Source organism: Pseudomonas sp. Xaverov 259 (assembly GCF_019352915.1).
Lineage (GTDB): Bacteria > Pseudomonadota > Gammaproteobacteria > Pseudomonadales > Pseudomonadaceae > Aquipseudomonas.
Map to the genome: position 1 here is coordinate 801,428 of NZ_JAAAFV010000031.1, position 18,468 is coordinate 819,895.

The 18,468-nt window shown below is 61.1% G+C and carries 17 protein-coding genes; 7 read left to right on the plus strand and 10 right to left on the minus strand.

What is annotated here, in order from left to right; all coding sequences use genetic code 11:
* The first annotated feature begins 129 nt into the window (after positions 1-129).
* Both K0H48_RS14030 and K0H48_RS14035 read left to right on the plus strand, forming a co-directional pair.
* Positions 130-510, plus strand: coding sequence for a RidA family protein (locus K0H48_RS14030; RefSeq protein ID WP_017135617.1), 381 nt, complete (start codon positions 130-132; stop codon positions 508-510).
* A gap of 194 nt (positions 511-704) precedes the next feature.
* Positions 705-2,684, plus strand: a complete 1,980-nt coding sequence (locus tag K0H48_RS14035) for a U32 family peptidase (protein WP_219267936.1) — start codon at positions 705-707, stop codon at positions 2,682-2,684.
* Here K0H48_RS14035 and K0H48_RS14040 read toward each other — a convergent pair.
* Positions 2,662-3,567, minus strand: a complete 906-nt coding sequence (locus K0H48_RS14040; RefSeq protein WP_219267937.1) for a DMT family transporter — start codon at positions 3,565-3,567, stop codon at positions 2,662-2,664. The two genes, K0H48_RS14035 and K0H48_RS14040, sit on opposite strands and share 23 nt — an antisense overlap.
* A 109-nt stretch (positions 3,568-3,676) precedes the next feature.
* Here K0H48_RS14040 and K0H48_RS14045 point away from each other — a divergent pair, with 109 nt between their 5' ends.
* From K0H48_RS14045 to K0H48_RS14055, 3 genes are all read left to right on the plus strand, one after another.
* A complete protein-coding gene (locus K0H48_RS14045; protein ID WP_219267938.1) occupies positions 3,677-4,117 on the plus strand; it encodes an Lrp/AsnC family transcriptional regulator in 441 nt (146 codons plus the stop codon).
* A gap of 101 nt (positions 4,118-4,218) precedes the next feature.
* Positions 4,219-5,076: an NmrA family NAD(P)-binding protein gene (locus K0H48_RS14050; RefSeq protein ID WP_219267939.1), complete on the plus strand. Its 858-nt coding sequence runs from the start codon at positions 4,219-4,221 to the stop codon at positions 5,074-5,076.
* Between the two features lie 286 nt (positions 5,077-5,362).
* Positions 5,363-5,821 (plus strand): transposase, encoded by a 459-nt coding sequence (locus tag K0H48_RS14055; protein WP_219267940.1) that lies wholly within the window; start codon positions 5,363-5,365, stop codon positions 5,819-5,821.
* Positions 5,822-6,056: 235 nt separating this feature from the next.
* Here the strand turns inward: K0H48_RS14055 and xylB are convergent, their stop codons facing one another.
* The 6 genes from xylB to K0H48_RS14085 all read right to left on the minus strand — a co-directional run bounded on the left by xylB (position 6,057) and on the right by K0H48_RS14085 (position 12,763).
* Complete coding sequence (gene xylB, locus K0H48_RS14060) at positions 6,057-7,511, minus strand: xylulokinase (RefSeq protein ID WP_219267941.1); 1,455 nt, start codon at positions 7,509-7,511, stop codon at positions 6,057-6,059.
* 7 nt (positions 7,512-7,518) lie between these two features.
* Positions 7,519-8,520 (minus strand): LacI family DNA-binding transcriptional regulator, encoded by a 1,002-nt coding sequence (locus K0H48_RS14065; RefSeq protein WP_219267942.1) that lies wholly within the window; start codon positions 8,518-8,520, stop codon positions 7,519-7,521.
* An 18-nt stretch (positions 8,521-8,538) separates the two neighbouring features.
* Positions 8,539-9,471: an ABC transporter substrate-binding protein gene (locus tag K0H48_RS14070; protein ID WP_056860049.1), complete on the minus strand. Its 933-nt coding sequence runs from the start codon at positions 9,469-9,471 to the stop codon at positions 8,539-8,541.
* 33 nt (positions 9,472-9,504) lie between these two features.
* Positions 9,505-10,482, minus strand: a complete 978-nt coding sequence (locus tag K0H48_RS14075) for a ribose ABC transporter permease (RefSeq protein ID WP_219267943.1) — start codon at positions 10,480-10,482, stop codon at positions 9,505-9,507.
* On the minus strand, positions 10,475-12,007 hold the full coding sequence (locus K0H48_RS14080; RefSeq protein WP_219267944.1) for a sugar ABC transporter ATP-binding protein: 1,533 nt from the start codon (positions 12,005-12,007) through the stop codon (positions 10,475-10,477). The genes K0H48_RS14075 and K0H48_RS14080 overlap by 8 nt, the downstream gene beginning before the upstream one ends.
* A 261-nt stretch (positions 12,008-12,268) precedes the next feature.
* Positions 12,269-12,763, minus strand: a complete 495-nt coding sequence (locus K0H48_RS14085) for a hypothetical protein (RefSeq protein ID WP_219267945.1) — start codon at positions 12,761-12,763, stop codon at positions 12,269-12,271.
* A gap of 171 nt (positions 12,764-12,934) precedes the next feature.
* Between K0H48_RS14085 and K0H48_RS14090 the strand changes: the two genes are divergently transcribed.
* On the plus strand, positions 12,935-13,627 hold the full coding sequence (locus K0H48_RS14090; protein ID WP_219267946.1) for an aspartate/glutamate racemase family protein: 693 nt from the start codon (positions 12,935-12,937) through the stop codon (positions 13,625-13,627).
* On the opposite strand, the gene K0H48_RS14095 is transcribed toward K0H48_RS14090, so the two are convergent.
* From K0H48_RS14095 to K0H48_RS14105, 3 genes are all read right to left on the minus strand, one after another.
* Positions 13,624-14,136, minus strand: coding sequence for a GNAT family N-acetyltransferase (locus tag K0H48_RS14095; RefSeq protein WP_219267947.1), 513 nt, complete (start codon positions 14,134-14,136; stop codon positions 13,624-13,626). The genes K0H48_RS14090 and K0H48_RS14095 overlap by 4 nt on opposite strands.
* A 341-nt stretch (positions 14,137-14,477) precedes the next feature.
* Complete coding sequence (locus K0H48_RS14100) at positions 14,478-15,623, minus strand: glycerate kinase (RefSeq protein ID WP_219267948.1); 1,146 nt, start codon at positions 15,621-15,623, stop codon at positions 14,478-14,480.
* Positions 15,624-15,714: 91 nt separating this feature from the next.
* Complete coding sequence (locus K0H48_RS14105; RefSeq protein ID WP_219267949.1) at positions 15,715-16,821, minus strand: sugar diacid recognition domain-containing protein; 1,107 nt, start codon at positions 16,819-16,821, stop codon at positions 15,715-15,717.
* Between the two features lie 173 nt (positions 16,822-16,994).
* On the opposite strand from K0H48_RS14105, the gene K0H48_RS14110 reads away from it, so the two are divergent.
* Positions 16,995-18,305, plus strand: a complete 1,311-nt coding sequence (locus K0H48_RS14110) for an MFS transporter (protein ID WP_138817628.1) — start codon at positions 16,995-16,997, stop codon at positions 18,303-18,305.
* Positions 18,306-18,468 lie beyond the last annotated feature (163 nt).

Below are 18,468 nucleotides of genomic sequence, written 5' to 3' on the forward strand. Positions count from 1 at the left end.
ACTTAGTTGTTTAGCGCACCAGCTTACCTATCAATGCTGTGAGCAACCACAGGAACGGACGCCGTGACCTTGACGCCCCCTGTGTTTAAACTGGACGCCAACATTCGTTCAACCTTTTATGAGGCACTCATGGCCAACCACGACCTGTCCTTCACCCCCGACCCGGATGCCGACTCCATCTCCAGCGACGTCATCGGTTTCAACGGCATCCTGGTTTCCACCCAGATCCCGACCCACGCCGACGGCAGTCTGGAACTGGGCGATATCACTCTGCAAAGCGAATGCACCCTGCAAGCGCTGAAGGTCGCGCTGGAGAAAGCCGGCAGCTCCATGGACCGGGTGATGCACCTGACCATCTACCTCACCGACATGGCGGATCGCGCGGCATTCAACGAAGTCTACAAGCGCTTTTTCGCCAAGCCCTGGCCTGTGCGTGCAGCCGTCGGCGTGGCTGCTTTGGCGGTAGAAGGCATGCGCGTGGAAGTCACCGCGATGGCGGCCAAGGCCTGAGTTATCACCCGCAATACACATCTACTGTGGGAGCTGGCTTGCCTGCGATTACATCACCTCGGTGTGCCTGATGTACCGAGTTGCCTGCATCGCAGGCAAGCCAGCTCCCACACGTCGCCCTGCGGTAGATGCCGGTCAGGCATTTCACAGCTACAATGCGCGCCTCAACCGTGACAAGCCTGACTAAAAAAACTATGTCCTTGCCCAAGCACCACCTGGAATTGCTCAGCCCTGCCCGCGATGTCGCCATCGCACGCGAGGCTATCTTGCATGGCGCCGACGCCATCTACATCGGCGGCCCAAGCTTCGGCGCGCGCCATAATGCGTGTAACGAGGTGAGCGATATCGCTCAACTGGTCGAATTCGCCCGCCGTTACCACGCGCGCGTGTTCACCACCATCAACACCATCCTGCATGACAATGAACTGGAGCCCGCGCGCAAGCTGATCCATCAGCTGTACGACGCCGGTGTCGATGCGTTGATCGTGCAAGACCTGGGCGTGATGGAGCTGGATATTCCGCCGATCGAGCTGCACGCCAGCACCCAGACCGATATCCGCACCCTGGCCCGCGCCAAGTTTCTCGACCAGGCCGGTTTCTCGCAGTTGGTATTGGCCCGTGAGCTGAACCTGCAGGAAATCCGCGCAATCGCCGACGAGACCGACGCCGCCGTCGAATTCTTCATCCACGGTGCGCTGTGTGTGGCGTTCTCCGGGCAGTGCAACATCTCCCACGCGCAGAATGGCCGCAGCGCCAACCGTGGCGACTGCTCCCAGGCCTGCCGCCTGCCGTACACCTTGAAAGATGACCAGGGCCGCGTCGTTGCCTTTGAAAAGCACCTGCTGTCGATGAAAGACAACAACCAGAGCGCCAACATTCGCGCACTGGTCGAAGCCGGCGTGCGTTCGTTCAAGATCGAAGGCCGCTATAAGGACATGGGCTATGTGAAGAACATCACCGCCTATTACCGCCAGCGCCTGGATGACGTGCTCGAAGACCGCCCCGACCTCGCCCGCGCCTCCAGCGGCCGTACTGCGCACTTCTTCCTGCCCGACCCGGAAAAAACCTTCCACCGTGGCAGCACCGACTATTTTGTCACCGACCGCAAGGTCGACATCGGCGCTTTCGATACCCCGACCTTCACCGGCCTGCCGGTGGGTGTGGTGGAAAAAGCCGGCAAGCGCGACTTGCAGGTGGTCACCCATGAGCCGCTGTCCAATGGCGACGGCCTCAATGTGCTGGTCAAACGTGAAGTGGTGGGGTTCCGCGCCAACATCGCCGAGCCTAAAGGCGAATTTGAGGAAGACGGTGAAAAACGCTACCGCTACCGCGTCGAGCCGAATGAAATGCCGGCCGGCTTGCACCAGTTGCGCCCCAACCATCCGCTGAACCGCAACCTCGACCATAACTGGCAACAAGCGCTGCTCAAAACCTCCGCCGAACGCCGCATTGGCCTGGCCTGGGTGGCACGCCTGCGTGAAGACCAGCTCGAAGTCACCGCCACCAGCGAAGAAGGCATTAGCGCCAGCGTCACCCTGCCCGGCCCGTTTGGCGTGGCCAACAAGCCGGAACAGGCGCTCGACACCCTGCGCGATCTGCTTGGCCAACTCGGCACCACCGAGTACCACGCCACGCACATCGAGCTGGATGCGCCGCAGGCGTTCTTCATCCCCAACTCGCAGCTCAAGGCCTTGCGCCGCGAAGTGATCGAAGCGCTGACCGCCGCACGCATTGCCGCGCACCCGCGTGGTGGGCGTAAAGCTGAAACCTCGCCGCCGCCGGTGTACCCGGAAGCGCACCTGTCGTTTCTGGCCAACGTGTATAACCAAAAGGCCCGCGACTTCTACCACCGTCACGGCGTCAAGCTGATCGACGCCGCCTTCGAAGCCCACGAGGAAACCGGCGAAGTGCCGGTGATGATCACCAAGCACTGCCTGCGTTTCTCGTTCAACCTGTGCCCTAAACAAGCCAAGGGTGTGACCGGCGTGAAAACCAAAGTGGCGCCGATGCAGTTGATTCACGGCGACGAAGTGCTCACCCTGAAGTTCGACTGTAAGCCGTGCGAGATGCACGTGGTGGGCAAGATCAAGGGGCATATCCTTGGGTTGCCGCAGCCGGGCAGTAAGGTGGAGCACTTCAACCCGGAAAACATCATCTTTCAGGGTACGCACTGACCCTTGGCGGGCGGGGCCACCACCAGCCCCGCTGTAACCCCGCTGCCGCCAGCAGGATTGCAGCCACACCCAGCCATTGCAGCCAACCCAGGCGATGGCCGAAGGCAATCCAGTCGACAAAAATCGCCGCAATCGGATAGATAAACGACAGTGCACCGGTAATGGCAGTGGGCAGTTTCTGGATCGCGCCGTACAACAACACGTACATCAAGCCGGTGTGCACCACGCCTAGCGTCAGCAGTGCAGCCCACGCATTGGTTGACACCGGCAAGCTGTTCCAGGGCACCAGCGGCGCGAGTAACAGTGCGCCGGTGGTCACCTGGATCAACGCTATCAAATGCGGCGGCACTTCCTTCAGGCGTTTGATGATCAGTGCAGCAATCGCATACAAAAATGCCGCGCCCAAGGCCAGGGCGATACCCGCCAGGTAGTCAGCGCCACCGCTTTGCTGCTCGCCGTGGGCCGTGACAATCGCCAACATGCCGAGGAACGCGACGCTCAACCACGCCAGTTTCTGCACGGTGATTTTTTCACCGAGAAACACCGCGGCCAGCATCACCAACATAAACGGCTGCACGTTGTAGACCGCCGTGCTGATGGCGATTGACGCGTGGGAATAGGACTCGAACAACAGCAACCAATTGCCGACGATGGCCACGCCGCTGAGCATCGCCAGGCCGAACTTGGCCCAGGTGAGCAACTCCAGTCGCAGATAACCCAGCAGTGCGCAGACCAGCAACAGGGCCAGCGCGCCGATGACGCAGCGCCAGAACACTACTTCGATCACCGACACGCCCGACACCAGCACAAACCAGCCGATAGTGCCCGAAATCAGCATGGCGGCGACCATTTCCCACGACCCGCGACGGATAGATGTGTCCACGATCAAAGCTCCTCAAGTGAGGCACAATTATGGCAATCTGCTGGTCAGCGGCTCCAGCGACTAAAAAAGGCAAACACCTTTATTCACCTATTGTTATTAGGCAGACAGCATGATTGACACCATCGACCAGCAACTGATCGCCGCCTTGATGGACGACTCGCGCCTGTCGCTCAAGGCCTTGGCGGGCATTACCGGGCTGTCATCGCCCAGCGTCGGCGAACGCTTGCGCCGGCTTGAAGAGCGCGGTGTGCTCACCCACTACACCGTCGATATTGACCCCAGGCATTTTGGCTATTTGCTGCAAGCCATCGTGCGCATTCGCCCCTTGCCCGGCAAGTTGCAGGAGGTGGAGCGCCAGATCCAGGCGATCCCCGAGTTCACCGAGTGCGACAAGGTCACCGGTGACGACTGCTTTATCGCGCGCCTGCATGTACGCACCATGGACCAGCTCGACAGCCTGCTCGACCGTCTCAACGCCTATGCCGAAACCAACACCGCCATCGTCAAGAAAACCCCGGTAAAACGCCGTTTGCCGCCCCTGGCTGATTAGTGATTTTGCGTCACCAACGCAGTGACGCAATCGCTATTCTGTCATCACTGGCAGGTCTTTATGCTGGGCTCCACTGATTGGAACCCACAGGTATAAAGCTCATGTACGTGATTACTGGCATTACTGGCAAAGTCGGCGGCGCCCTGGCGCGCAACCTCATCAAGGCAGGCCAACCGGTGCGCGCGGTGATGCGTGATGCGGGTAAGGCGGCCTACTGGGCCGAGCAAGGTTGCGATGTTGTATTTGCGCAGATGGACGACGCACAGGCATTAACCGAAGCGTTCAAGGGTGCAACCGGCGTGTTTATCCTGCCGCCTCCCGGGTTTGATCCGCAGCCTGGTTTTCCCGAGGCCCGAGCGGTAATTGCCGCCGTCTGCCAGGCGCTACAGGCGGCTGCACCGAAAAAGGTGCAGTGCCTCTCGACCATCGGCGCCCAGGCGACTGAGGTCAACCTGCTGACCCAACGCACCCTGATGGAACAGGCCCTAAGCACGCTGGACATTCCGGTGACCTTCCTGCGCCCCGCCTGGTTTATGGAAAACGCGCTGTACGACGTGATCAGCGCGCGGGAAACCGGCGTGATCCACAGCTTTCTGCAGCCGTTGGAAAAAGCCGTGCCGATGATCGCCACGGCGGATATCGGCACCCTTGCCGCGCAGCTGCTGCAACAGGCGTGGGCCGGCCACCGGGTGGTTGAACTGGAAGGCCAGTGGGTCAGCCCCAACGACATCGCACATACCTTGTCCCATGTGCTCGGCCGCGACGTGCGCGCTGAAGCGGTGGCGCGTGACACCTGGGAGGCCTTGTTGCGTGCCCAGGGCGCTCAAAACCCATTGCCACGTATGCGCATGGTCGATGGGTTTAATGAAGGCTGGATCTGTTTTGAGCATGAGCAGGTGCTTAAGGGAAGAACATCGTTGCTTACGGTGCTGCGTGAACTGGCGGATAACACTCACTGATTACGGCAAACAGGCTTCCTGTGGCGAGCAGGCTTGCCCTGCGCTGGGCTGCGCAGCAGCCCTAAAACAGTCACCGCGTATTTCCAGCTGTATTGCATGGTTAGGTATAGGGGCCGCTTCGCGCCCCGACGCAGGGCAAGCCTGCTCGCCACAACAGGCCTGTTCGCCACAGGAAATCGGTTCAACACGGGGATGGGCGTAGAAATATCGGGACACGCAAGTGTTCCAGGCTGGGCCGATTGCGCTGCTAGCGTCAAAGCTTCTTATTCAAGCAAGGAACAACGGATTGTCTCCTCAACCCAACTCCCATCTGTTACGTCGTGGCCGCTATTCAGAAACCGGTCGAGCTTATTTGGTCACTGCCGTGGTGCATCAGCGTCTGCCCTTGTTTCGGGATATTCAGCTGGGCCGTTTGTTGGTCGCAGAATTTAAACGAACTCACGAAGCGGGCCTGGTCAACTCACTGGCGTGGGTGGTGATGCCGGATCATTTTCATTGGTTGTTCGACCTGAACAACTCAACACTGCGCGATGTGATGCGCCAGACCAAGTCGCGCAGCACGCTCAGCATCAATCGAGCGCGTGGCAGTCGAGAAAGGTTCTGGCAGCGTGGTTACCATGACCGCGCCGTTCGCGCCGATGAAGATCTTCTGAAAATGGCCCGCTATATCATCGCCAACCCTCTGCGAGCCGGGCTGGTTGAGCACATTGGTGATTATCCGTTATGGGATGCGGCCTGGTTATAAAATTGACTTACTGGATGAGCAAACTTGTTATGGCCAACAGGCTTGTTGTGGTGAGCCTGCTTGTTGTGGCGAGCAGGCTTGCCCTGCGTTGGGCTGCGTAGCAGCCCCAAAAACACTCACCGCGTATTTCCAGGTGTATTGCGTCGTCAGGTATAGGGGCCGCTTCGCGCCCCAGCGCAGGGCAAGCCTGCTCGCCACAACAAGCCTGCTCGCCACAAAAGCTGTGTTCGTCGAGTTAGTCGTGCAACGCTTTTGCAGCAGTCAGCAAGCCTTGGAATTTGCAGTATCGGGCCTTCAGCGTCATTTGTTGCCGGGTATCCGGGATGTAGCGCATTTTCACCCTCATCCCTGCCGCCAACAGGTCTATGCCAATCGCCATAAACCCCAGCTTCGCCGCCCCCACACACGCGCTCAGTTCACTGCCGTGCAACGTAAAAATCTCCCGCTGGAGGATATTGGCCAGCAACTGCGCCCAATACTCACTCCGCGCCCCGCCGCCGACCAAGGCGCAGGCGGTCACATCGGCACCGGTCGATTGCACCGCACGCAGCGCATCGAGCAGGCCGAAACCCACGCCTTCCATCACGGCATAGCCGAGCATCGCAGGCGTGCAGTCATGCCCCAGGTTCATAAACCCACCACGCAATAACGGGTCGTTGTGCGGTGTACGCTCCCCGGCCAGGTACGGCAGAAACAACGGCGTCGACAGCGGCACCGGCTGGTCGATGGGCAACTGCGCCTGCACTTGATCCAACAAAGTTTGTTCATCCACTTGGCCAGTCAACCGCGTCACCCAGCGCAAACAACTGGCCCCGGCGAGCATCGCGCCCATGGTGTACCAGCGGTTGGGCAACGCATGGCAGAAGCTGTGTACGGCACTGGCCGGGTTACCGGCGGCGTGGTCGGTGATGGCGACGATGGCCGCGCTGGTGCCCAAGGTGATGAAGCCGTCACCGGCATTGACCGCACCGATGCCGACCGCCGCTACCGGGTTATCGCCGCCGCCACCGGCAATCACCACCGTGGGCGACAGGCCCAACCCGTCTACATTCAGTACACCACTGGCTGCGCCGCCTTCCACCAGCCGGGGCATTTGCGCAGGCGAAAGCCCCGTGGCGTGCAGCATCGGCGCAAACCATTCACGCTGCGCGACGTTCAGCCACAGGGTGCCGGCCGCATCCGACATATCGCTGATGCGCTCGCCGGTCAGGCGCAACCGCAGGTAGTCCTTGGGTGACAACACGCATTCAATCGCCTTGAACACCTCGGGTTCGTGCTGTTGCAGCCACAGCAGTTTGGGCGCCGTCAGCCCGGCCATGGGCAGGCTGCCGGTGACTTCGGCAAACTCACTGCCCAGTTGCTCGGCCTGGGCCACTGCGCGCGCGTCATCCCACAGGATGGCCGGGTACAGCACGCGATCATCCTTGCCCAGCAATACCGCGCCATGCATCTGCCCGGACAGGCCGATGCACGCCACACGCGCAAACGCCGCGTGCTCGCGTAACTGCGCCAGCGCCTGCAAACAGGCCTGCCACCAGTCTTCAGGGGCCTGTTCGGACCAGCCGCTGTGGCGCCGCGAAACGCTCAGGCGCACACCGGCGTGGGCCAGCACGCTGCCGTCGAGGTCCATCAGGATCGCCTTGAGTTCTGAAGTGCCGAGGTCTATGCCGAGGGAAACAGGGGTGCGCATACGTAGGTTATTCCACTTCAATACAGCCACAGGAGTGACGCCGTTGCAGGCTCGGCGCCAGGCGCACGCTTTGGGTGGGTGCGCCGGGCGTGGCCATGCGTTGCAACAGCATATGCACCGCGCGGGCCCCTAGCTCTTTGACCGGCTGGGCGATCAGGGTCAGGCGCGGCACGAAGAAATCCGCCCAGTCAAAATCATCAAAACCCACCAGGGCCATCCGGTTTGGCACCTCAATGCGCGCATCACGCAGGGCGTGCATGGCGCCCAGCGTCATCAGGTTATTGCCGGCCATGATGGCCGTGGGTGGCGCCGGTAACGCCAGCAACTGCGCCGTGGCTTGCCGCGCCGGTTCACTGTTGGAACCGCCGTTGACCAATAACTGCGGGTCGAACACCAGCCCCGCCATCTGTAACGCCGCACGGTAACCGGCCACACGCTCATCGGTGGTGCCCAGCCCTTCGCGCCCGGCAATAAAGCCAATGCGCCGGTGCCCATGTTCAATCAGGTGTGTAACCAGCGCCTGGGTGGACTGGGTGTTCTCCACCCCGACCTGATCAAACTGCTCGCTCATCATGCGGTCCACCAGCACCGTCGGCATCTCGTTGGCCTGCAGATACTCCAGCGCCCTGGAGCCGGTCGACGGCGCCAATAGAATCCCGTCAACGCGCCGGTGATGCAGCGCGGTGACCACCCGCAACTCCTGTTCCGGGTCGTCGTGCGGGTCGGCAAACAGCATCATGTAGCCGTGGCGCGCGCACTCGGTTTCAATCGCGTGCACGGTTTCGCTGAAGTAATGGTTGGACAGCGCCGAGATCGCCACGCCAATGGTATTGGTGCTGGATCGCGCCAGCGAGCGCGCCAGGGTGTTGGGGATGTAACCCAGTTCCTGAATCGCGCGCTGCACGGCCTGCACCGTGGCCGGGCTGACCTTGCGGGTGCCGTTCAACACGTGGGACACGGTCGAGGTCGACACCCCGGCCCGGCTTGCCACGTCATCCATGGTGACCACGACGCTTTCCCCTTTAACTCAATGTTTACTCGACCAGCCGCTGTACGTCGCCACGTTGTCGCGGGTGATCAGTTTTGGCGTGAGCAGGGTAACCGCTTCGGCCGGGGCTTTGTCATTGAGAATGTCATTGCCGACGTTGACGGCAGTCTGGGCCATGGCCCAAGGGTCCTGGCTGGCGGATGCCTGGATCTGGGTGTCGGTCTTCAGCGCATTTTCGATATCCGGCGCGCCGTCCACCGAGGTAATAATGATGCCGCTGCGCTTGAGCTGTTTGGCCGCCAGGTCGCTGCCGATGGCTTGCGGGTCATTGATCGCGAACAGGCCGTCGATTTTCGGGAAGCGCGTGAGGTAACCCTGCATCACATTCAAGCCACCTTCGCGTGAGCCTTTGCCGTCCTGATCATCGGACAGCACCTTGATGTCCGGTGCGCCGGCCAATGCCGCCTTGCAGCCTTTGACGCGGTCGGTCACGGCGGTAACCTGCGGGCCGTTCTGGATAATCACGTTGCCCTTGCCCGCCAGCTTGTCCACCAGGAACTGGCAGGCCAGTTTGCCGGCTTCGACGTTGTCGGTTTGCACTGTGGCGTTTACGCCCTTGGCGTCCACATCCACGGCCACCACCACAATGCCGGCATCCCGGGCTTTCTTGATCGCCGAGGCCATGGCCGACGGGTCGACGGCATTCAGCAGGATCAGGTCGACCTTGGATGAGATGAAGTTGTCGATCTGGGAAAACTGCTTGCTCAAGTCATAATCGGCCGACACCGAGGTGACCTTCACAGCAGGGTTCAGCTCTTTGGCCCGCGCAGTGGCGCCGTCGGCCAGGGTCACAAAATACGGGTTACCGAGCGAGCCCATGCTGATGCCCAGGGCTTTGAGTTCGCGGGCCTCCACGCCATGGGACATCAGGGCAGCCAAGGCCATAACGGGAAAGATACGTTTGAAGTTCATACCGGTCTCTCTTGTGATTGTTGTTGAGGTGAATCAGGTACGTGCGCCGGACTGGCGATAGCGATCCAGCGCCACTGCGCCGATGATCACGATGCCCTTGATGATGTACTGCCAGATATCCGATACACCCAGCAGCACCAGGCCGTTGGTGAGCACCGCGATAATCAGTGCGCCGATCAGCGTGCCGCCGATGGTGCCAACCCCGCCGGTAAAGCTGGTGCCACCCAGGATCACCGCCGCAATCGCATCTAGCTCATAGGATTGCCCCAGTTGCAGGCCATTGGCGGCGAACAGGCGCGACGCGCTCATTACGGCGCCAAGACCGGCCAGCGCGCCGGACATGGCGTAGACAAACAGCAGCACTTTCCACACCTTGATGCCCGACAGCCTCGCCGCCTCCGGGTTGCCGCCCACCGAATAGATCTGCACGCCCATCACGGTGCGGCGCAATATGAACCACGACAGCAGCACCACGGCCACGGCGATGATCACCAGCCACGGCACGCCGAGCACCGAGTCATTGCCGATAAATGCAAACGGCAGGTCGGGGTTGAATACAGTCTTGTCATCGGCCAATAAACGCGCCAGCCCACGCATGGCGGTCAATGCGCCAAGCGTGACGATAAACGGCGGCAAACGCATGAAGGCGATCAGCCCGCCGTTGACCAGGCCCAGCAACAGACCAAAACCGATGCCCGCCGCAATCCCGAACATGCCGAACTGCGGCGACATCGATGCCTGCAAGGCCACCACCGCAGACGCCGCCAGAATCGCGCCCACCGACAGGTCAATACCCGCCGTCAGGATCACAAAGGTCATGCCCGCCGCCAACACCACATTGACCGAGGCTTGCTGGGTGATGATCGACAGGTTTTGCACCGTGAGGAAGTTCTCGCTGGCCAAGGCAAAGCCCACCAGCAGCAAAACCAGCACGGGCAGCATGCCGACAGTGCGCATCAGTTCACGCAGGCGCTCGGCCTTGCCGGTTGTTGCAATCATTGAATCAGCCATGGGCAGCCACCTGATCGCCACCGGTGGCGAGGTCGATAATACGTTCCTGGGAAATGACGTGGCCTGAAGCCCCACCGACTTCGGCCACCAACTGGCCTTCGCGCATGATCAGCACACGGTCGCAGGTGCCGATGATTTCCGGCAACTCGCTGGAGATCACCACAATGCCCACACCGGCCAGTGCCAGTTGATTGATGATGCGGTAGATCTCGGACTTGGAGCCGATGTCCACGCCGCGAGTCGGTTCGTCGAGGATAAGCACGTGCGGCTTGACCTCCAGCAGCCGCGCCAACAGCACCTTTTGCTGATTGCCGCCGGACAACGCGCCGACATTGACCTTGCCCGACGCCACGCGAATCGACAGCGACTTGATCGCATCATTGGAGCGTTGCGCAGCGTGCCCACGGTCCAGCACGCCACCGGCATGCGCATCCGGCACACAGGCGCAGACGTTGATGTTGTCGGCCACGCTCATGTCCAGGAACAGGCCCTGAGCCTTGCGGTCTTCGGTGAGGTACACCACACCTGCGCGAATCGCATCCGCCGGGTTTCGCAGCTGAGTAACGGTTTTGCCGACTACCTCCAGGGTGCCGGAGGTGCGCGGGTCGGCGGCGAAGATCAGCCGCGCCAGCTCCGTGCGCCCTGCCCCGACCAGCCCGGCAATGCCCAGCACTTCACCGGCATGCAGGTCGAAGCTGCAATTGCGCACGCGTTTGCCGTCGGCCATGTCGCGCACGCGCATTACCACGTTGCCGGGGTTGTACGCGGCGTGTTCCTTCTTGTAGAAGCCAGACAGATCGCGGCCGACCATCATCTTCACCAGCACTTCGGCTGACAGCGCATCGCGGGTCAATTCGCCGATGTACTGGCCGTCGCGCAGCACCGAGACCCGGTCCGACAACTCGTAGATCTCGGCCATGCGATGGCTGATGTAAATGATTGCCAGGCCCTGGCTGCGCAGTTGTTTGATCAAGGCAAACAGGCGGTCGGTTTCACGCGATGACAGCGGCGTAGTCGGCTCGTCCATCACCAGGATGCGTGCATGGGCATGCAGGGCGCGGGCGATTTCGACCAATTGGCGCTCGGCAATCGACAGGCTGCTGACGGGCGTCGCGGGTTTGAACTCGGCGCCCAGGCGTTGCAGCACTTCGACGCAGCCTGCCTGCATACCCTTGCGGTCGATGGTCCAGCCACGCCGCAGTTCGCGGCCCAGGTAGATGTTCTCGGCCACGCTGAGGTTCGGGCACAGGCTCAGTTCCTGGTAGATCACGGCGATGCCGAGGGTCTTGGCAGTGGCGGGGTCGAAGGTGGCGACGGGCTGGCCGTCGATGCGGATTTCACCGCCGGGATCGGCCTGGTAAGCGCCGGAAAGGATTTTCATCAAGGTCGACTTGCCGGCGCCGTTCTCACCCATCAAGGCGTGGATTTCACCGGGGTAAACCTTCAGGCCGACATTCTTGAGCACGCGCAAACCGTTGAAGGTTTTGCTGATGCCCTGCATCTCTAGCAAGGGGTCAAGGCTCATGGATGAGCTCCTGGATTTATTATTTTTGTAATCGAGTGTTGCCGACTCTATGCCAGAAGCATTTTCGTACGCAAGCGCTTGCGTGTGCCTTTTGTCGTTTGATTAAACGTTTCATCAAGCGCAAAACGAAGAAATTCGCCCTGCGCACCCAAAAATGAAATGAATGTTAAAGCCCCTCGAATTAAAAACCCGCCCAGCCCACAGGCACCCGGTCACACCGGCACCCCACGCCCGCACTTGACCGAGTCCAGCCAATAGCTTTCAGCCGCGCTCACGCGGGATCAGACTCTGCAGTTGCGTGGCCAGGAAGTTGGCATCGAAGGCAAAAGTGTCCGGGTCTTTCAAACCATTGGTTTTCTTCCACAGCCAATCATTTTTGTCGACCGCCAGCACCAGCGACACACTGCCGTGCCGCGCAGCGGTAAGGCCCATCACTGACACCGATATCAAACCACCAGCGCCCATGACTTCCGGCACAAATTCCACGGCCTTGCCAGTGATATGCACGGTGAGCTTCTCGGTCTTGAAGGTTGAACTCTCAGCCGGCAGGCCAGGGCCGCTGGCGACATAGGCTTCACGCTGGACTTCAAGCAAGCCGACGCTCTTGACCGGCTCCAGCCACTGCTCGATCTGCCCGAACACCTCACTGAGCTTTTGCGCCCAGCGCGCCGACTGCAGGTCAAATTGCTGTTTTTTATGCGCTTCGCTGTCGGCGTAATGACGAAGCATCTCGCCCAGTTGCTGTACATCGTCCATTGCAAGTTTCCTTGGGTAAGCCAGGTTGCGAGCGACGATCATGGCAGATGCGGCCGCTGACCGTATGATTAACGCCTGCGCAACTGCACCGGTGATTTGGCCGGCAACTGCGTATGACTAATCCATGGCCGATGGGTATGGTGAAGCAACATTCCTGTTCCGGAGCATCGCATGCGCACCATCGGCCTTATCGGCGGCATGAGCTGGGAGTCCAGCGCCGAGTATTACCGCATCATCAACCAGCGGGTGCGCGACCAGCTCGGGCCGCTGCGCTCGGCGCAACTGTTGATGTACAGCGTGGACTTCGGCCCGGTGGAACAGGCCCAGCATGCCGGGCGTTGGGATGACGCCGCGCTGATTCTCGAAGACGCTGCGCGCCGCCTGCAAGCGGGTGGCGCCGACTGTGTGGTGCTGTGTACCAACACCATGCACCTGGTGGCGCCGCGTATCGAGGCGGCCGTGTCGATTCCGTTCCTGCATATTGCCGATGCGGCGAGCGCTGCGGCAGTCGAAGCCGGCACCTTGACAGTTGGCCTGCTGGGCACCGCGTTCACCATGGAACAGGACTTTCTCACGTCCCGCCTGGCCGCACAGGGTTTAACCGTATTGGTGCCCGAACCGCACGAGCGCGAGGCCGTGCACCGGATCATCTATGAAGAGTTGTGTGTCGGGGTGATCAGCGAGGCTTCGCGCCAGGTTTACCAACGGGTGATCGAGTCATTGGCGGCACGGGGTGCCCAGGCGATCATTCTTGGCTGCACGGAAATCGGCCTGTTGATCAAGCCGCAGCACAGCCACCTGCCACTGCTGGACACCACCGAGCTGCATGCGCAGGCAGCGGTGGCGTTTGCACTGGCGGATTAGGCCGATTGGCGCAGGCGCGCCATGCTGACAGTGTCGACAAACTTGCCATCACGCAGGGCGTAATCGCGCAACAGGCCTTCTACTTCGAAGCCGAACTTTCGGTACAGGCCTTGCGCGGCTTGATTGTCGGCGTACACCGTAAGCTCCACGCGGTGCAGGTTCATCCAGTTGTCGGCCACCTCCAGCGCGGCCGCCAACAGTTTGGAGCCCACGCCCTTGCCCTGCCACGCCGTGGCCACGCCCATGCCGAACGAACCGACATGGCTGCGCCGCACTCGCAGGGTCTGTTCCAGGCCAAGCTGGCCAATCACCTCACCGCCATGCACCGCCACCAGCTGCAGCAGTCGCTCGTTATCGAGTTCCAGTTTGTTGCGCCAGGCCTCCACCGATTGATAAGGCATTTGCAGCACCTGACGGCACACGGCCGCGTCGTTATAGAGCGCAGCCACGCCTTCAAGGTGGGCTTCGGTAAAGCGCTGGATCACGATATGGGGTTCAGGTGTGTGCATTGTGTTTCATCCTTTGAAAAACAAGTGGCCGGCCAGTGTAGGCGGCAAGGTTGCACGATGGCTAGAGGCCGATAGCTGCGCATACAGGCTTGTGTGGCAAGTGAGCTGTTGTGGCGAGCAGGCTTGTCCTGCGTTGGGCTGCGCAGCAGCCCCAAAAAACAGACGCAGAGTGCTTTCAATAGTATCTCGTTGCCTACCTGGGGGCTGCTACGCAGCCCAACGCAGGACAAGCCTGCTCGCCACAGGAGAAAGTGGCGGCCTTCAAAAGTTATGTAGATACCTATGGCTATCGCAGGCAAGCCAGCTCCCACACAAGAGCAAACAGCTAAATGAGGCGCCTGTCAGCCACGCCGGCCGAGCGCTGTGCGCCACACCCGCGCAATGTCCGCCGCGCGCTCGCGCAACAGACGCGGCGCCTCGCTGCACGCCTGCTCAAGACTCATGGGGCCCGAAGGCAAGGCGAAAGCGGCGTCCACACCATGGGCGTACATTTGCTCGTAACCTTCGCCCAAGGTGCCGGCGATCACGATGACCGGCACGCCATGGCGTTGAGCAATACGCGCCACGCCAAACGGTGTTTTGCCACGCAAGGTCTGTGCATCGAAGCGGCCTTCACCGGTAATCACCAGGTCCGCATCGCGTACAGCTGCATCCAGGCCCACCAGCTCGGCGACAACTTCTACGCCCGCGCGGAACTGTGCGCCGAGAAAGGCCTTGGCCGCGAACCCCAAACCACCCGCCGCGCCGCTGCCGGGCTCGTCGCGCACGTCTTTAGGCAACACATGGGCGCAGTGATCGGCAAAGCGCCCGAGCGCCGCGTCAAGCTGCTCGACCTGTTGCGGGTTGGCGCCTTTTTGTGGGCCGAAAATCGCAGAGGCGCCCTGCGGCCCGCACAGTGGATTGTTGACGTCAGCCGCGATCTCAAAACGCACCTGGGCCAAACGTGGGTCCAGGTGTTCCAGGCTGATGTGCGCCAAACCTGCCAACGCCAGGCCACCCGGTGCAAGTGCCTGGCCCTGGGCGTCAAACAGCTGCACGCCGAGCGCCTGCATCGCGCCCGCACCTGCATCATTGGTGGCGCTGCCGCCAATCGCCAGGATGATGCGCTGCGCACCGGCATCCAGGGCCGCACGGATCAGCTCGCCGGTGCCGAATGTGCTGCTGATGCAAGCATCGCGCTGCCCCGGCCGCACGCGTTGCAAACCACTGGCTTCGGCCATTTCGATCATGGCTGTGTGGCTGTCTGCGAGCCAACCCCAGCGCGCCTCCACCGCCTCGCCCAATGGCCCGCGCACCGTTTCGCGGCGCAACTCGCCCTGGCAGGCAGCGAGTACCGAATCCACCGTACCTTCACCGCCGTCGGCCATCGGACACTGGACCAATTGTGCATCCGGCCACACCTGTGCGAGGCCGTCGGCAATCGCCTGGGCAACGCCTTCGGCACTCAGGCTGTCCTTGAACGAGTCGGGGGCGATGATGATTTTCATGGGCTTTCTCCGGTTTTTATAACGCCCATGCTGCCAGTTGCCATCGGCAATGACGCCGGTCCGATGCACAAGTACGGGTGAGGTTTGTTGTTCATTGCGACAAAGCCTGGGGCAGTAGCTGTACGCCGAGGTACAACGAAAGCATGCCGTCGAGGGTCAGTGGGTCGACGCCGCTGAGTTCGGCAATGCGTTCCATGCGGTAGCGCAGGCTGTTGCGATGAATGCCCAGGGCATCGGCACAGGCCTGGCTTTGGCCATCGTGCTCACACCAGCTGCGCAAAGTAGCCAACAGTTGGCCGTTGCTGTCCTTGGCCAGGACTTTACGCAGGGGGTTAAGCAATTCGTCCAGGGCGTCGTCGTTGCGGTGGCGCCAGAGCATCACCGGCAGGCGGTAGCGATTGAGGGTCAACAGCTGCGATTGCGGCAGAATATCGCGACCATAGGCCAGCAAGTCTCCAACGCGGCGGTAACACCGGCGCAACCCGGCCAGGCCATCGGCTTGGCCGCCCACGGCGACCCGCAAGATCTTCCAGCCCAGGCCCTGAAGTTTTTCCAGCAGTTTCGGGTTATCCACTTGGGTCGCCGCAGGCCTGCACCACAATAAGGAAAACTGTGCAGAACTGACGCACCAGCTGTCCGGGAACCGGCTGCTCAGCCAGGCACTCAAGGCCTCCGCAGATTGGCCCGCACCCAGCTCGAACAGGTAGGGCGTGCGGGCCAGCTGGGGTTTGAGCCCCAATTGCTGGGCCTCGTCGACCAGGCGCGGTGAGTCACCGTTGTCGGCCAGCAGCAAGGCCAGCAAGTCATCACAGCGTTGGCGGCGCCACTGTTGCTCGGCTTGTTGATGGCGGTGGCTGACGAGCATTTCGGCGGTCATGCGCACCAGTTGCGCGTAGGTGCGCAACAACTCAGGCTCGCCGGTGATACCCAGCACGCCGATCAGGCGCTGGTCGTGCATCAGCGGCAAGTTGATACCGGGCTGCACGCCCTTCAGGTGTTTGGCGGTCTGGCCGTCGATTTCCACGACCCGGCCATTGGCCAACACCAACTGCGCGCCTTCATGCCGGGTGTTGATGCGCTCCGGCTCGCCACTGCCCAGAATCAGGCCCTGACTGTCCATGACGTTGACGTTATAGGGCAGGATCGCCATGGTGCGATTGACGATATCCTGCGCCAGGTCATGATCCAGCTCGAACATGGGGCTAAGTTCCTTTAAAGGCGTGGTTGTTCATGCTCTTGTTCAGAGGCACAGCGCAAAGCCTGCCTGACAGTGCGCAAGCACAAAGACAGCACCCGGCAAGGTGGCCGAGACTCTTTGGGCGATCAACGTTACCCTCGCATCGCGAAAAATCATAATAAAGAGAGACTGCCATGTCACAGAGCGCCGCTGCCACACTGGCCACCGATGACGATAAAAACGCCATCTACAAGCGCATTACCCTGCGCCTGATCCCCTTCATATTTATCTGCTACTTGTTCAACTACCTGGACCGGGTGAACGTTGGCTTTGCCAAGTTGCAGATGCTCGATGCGTTGAAATTCAGCGAAACGGTGTACGGCCTGGGTGCCGGGATCTTCTTTATCGGCTACGTGCTGTGCGGCGTACCGAGCAACCTGGCGCTGACCAAATTCGGCCCACGGCGCTGGATTGCGCTGATGATGATCGTCTGGGGCACGCTGTCCACCTGCCTGCTGTTCGTCACCACGCCCAGCCACTTCTACGGCTTGCGTCTGTTGACCGGCGCAGCAGAAGCCGGGTTCTTCCCCGGCGTGGTGCTGTACCTCTCGCAGTGGTTCCCGACCTTTCGCCGTGGGCGAATCATGGCGTTGTTCATGTCGGCAATTCCGGTATCCGGCCTGCTCGGTAGCCCGTTTTCCGGCTGGATCCTCAACCACTTCGCCGCCGGCCAAGGCGGCCTGGCCGGTTGGCAATGGATGTTCCTGCTGCAAGGCATTCCCACGGTGATTCTGGGCGCCCTCGCCTACTTCCTGCTCAGCGACAGCTTTGCCAACGCCAAGTGGCTCACGCCCCATGAGCGTGCGGTGCTGGAAGCCGATCAGGCGACGGACCTGGCCAACAAACCGAAAACCACCACCGATTCCCTCGGCGAAGTGTTCAAGAACCCGGCGATCTGGGCATTCGGCCTGATTTACTTCTGCATCCAGAGCGGCGTGTACGCCATCAACTTCTGGCTGCCATCAATCATCAAGAATCTGGGCTTCAGCGATAATCTGGTGATTGGCTGGCTGAGTGCGATCCCGTACCTGCTGGCGGCCGTGTTCATGCTGCTGGTAGGCCGCTCCGCCGACTTGCGCAAGGAACGTCGCTGGCACCTGGTGGTGCCGATGTTGATGGGCGCGATTGGCTTGGTGATTGCGGTGAACTTCGCCACCACCCCGGCGATTGCAATTCTCGGCCTGACCATCGCCACCATGGGCGCCCTCACCGGCCTGCCGATGTTCTGGCCGGTGCCCACCGCCCTGCTTAGCGCGGGCGCGGCGGCTGGCGGTTTGGCGCTGATCAACTCCATGGGGCAGATGGCGGGGTTCTTGAGCCCGTATATCGTCGGCTTTGTGAAGGATGCCACCGGCTCCACCGACATGGCGCTGTACCTGCTGGCGGCCGTGATTGTGGCCGGCAGTGTGTTGGCGTTGCGCATGACGCGTACCTTGAAGGTTTAGTGCGGTCTCTTTGGGGATGGATTGCCTGTGGTGCGCGTCAGTGGGGCGTTGTTTATCGTGGGGGTGGGGGCATATCCGTTGCTGCGGTAACGGCGGCTTAGGGTTCCGCCCTGACGGCGGGTCACTTTTTGAAGGACCAAAAAGGTAACCAAAAAGTCCTCGC

Excerpts from the sequence above, each read along its gene's own strand:
- K0H48_RS14030 (WP_017135617.1), top strand. The coding sequence starts at position 130 with ATGGCCAACCACGACCTGTCCTTCACCCCCGACCCGGATGCCGACTCC.
- K0H48_RS14035 (WP_219267936.1), top strand. The coding sequence starts at position 705 with ATGTCCTTGCCCAAGCACCACCTGGAATTGCTCAGCCCTGCCCGCGAT.
- K0H48_RS14045 (WP_219267938.1), top strand. The coding sequence starts at position 3,677 with ATGATTGACACCATCGACCAGCAACTGATCGCCGCCTTGATGGACGAC.
- K0H48_RS14050 (WP_219267939.1), top strand. The coding sequence starts at position 4,219 with ATGTACGTGATTACTGGCATTACTGGCAAAGTCGGCGGCGCCCTGGCG.
- xylB (WP_219267941.1), bottom strand. The coding sequence starts at position 7,511 with ATGCGCACCCCTGTTTCCCTCGGCATAGACCTCGGCACTTCAGAACTC.
- K0H48_RS14070 (WP_056860049.1), bottom strand. The coding sequence starts at position 9,471 with ATGAACTTCAAACGTATCTTTCCCGTTATGGCCTTGGCTGCCCTGATG.
- K0H48_RS14075 (WP_219267943.1), bottom strand. The coding sequence starts at position 10,482 with ATGGCTGATTCAATGATTGCAACAACCGGCAAGGCCGAGCGCCTGCGT.
- K0H48_RS14080 (WP_219267944.1), bottom strand. The coding sequence starts at position 12,007 with ATGAGCCTTGACCCCTTGCTAGAGATGCAGGGCATCAGCAAAACCTTC.
- K0H48_RS14085 (WP_219267945.1), bottom strand. The coding sequence starts at position 12,763 with ATGGACGATGTACAGCAACTGGGCGAGATGCTTCGTCATTACGCCGAC.
- K0H48_RS14090 (WP_219267946.1), top strand. The coding sequence starts at position 12,935 with ATGCGCACCATCGGCCTTATCGGCGGCATGAGCTGGGAGTCCAGCGCC.
- K0H48_RS14095 (WP_219267947.1), bottom strand. The coding sequence starts at position 14,136 with ATGCACACACCTGAACCCCATATCGTGATCCAGCGCTTTACCGAAGCC.
- K0H48_RS14100 (WP_219267948.1), bottom strand. The coding sequence starts at position 15,623 with ATGAAAATCATCATCGCCCCCGACTCGTTCAAGGACAGCCTGAGTGCC.
- K0H48_RS14105 (WP_219267949.1), bottom strand. The coding sequence starts at position 16,821 with ATGTTCGAGCTGGATCATGACCTGGCGCAGGATATCGTCAATCGCACC.
- K0H48_RS14110 (WP_138817628.1), top strand. The coding sequence starts at position 16,995 with ATGTCACAGAGCGCCGCTGCCACACTGGCCACCGATGACGATAAAAAC.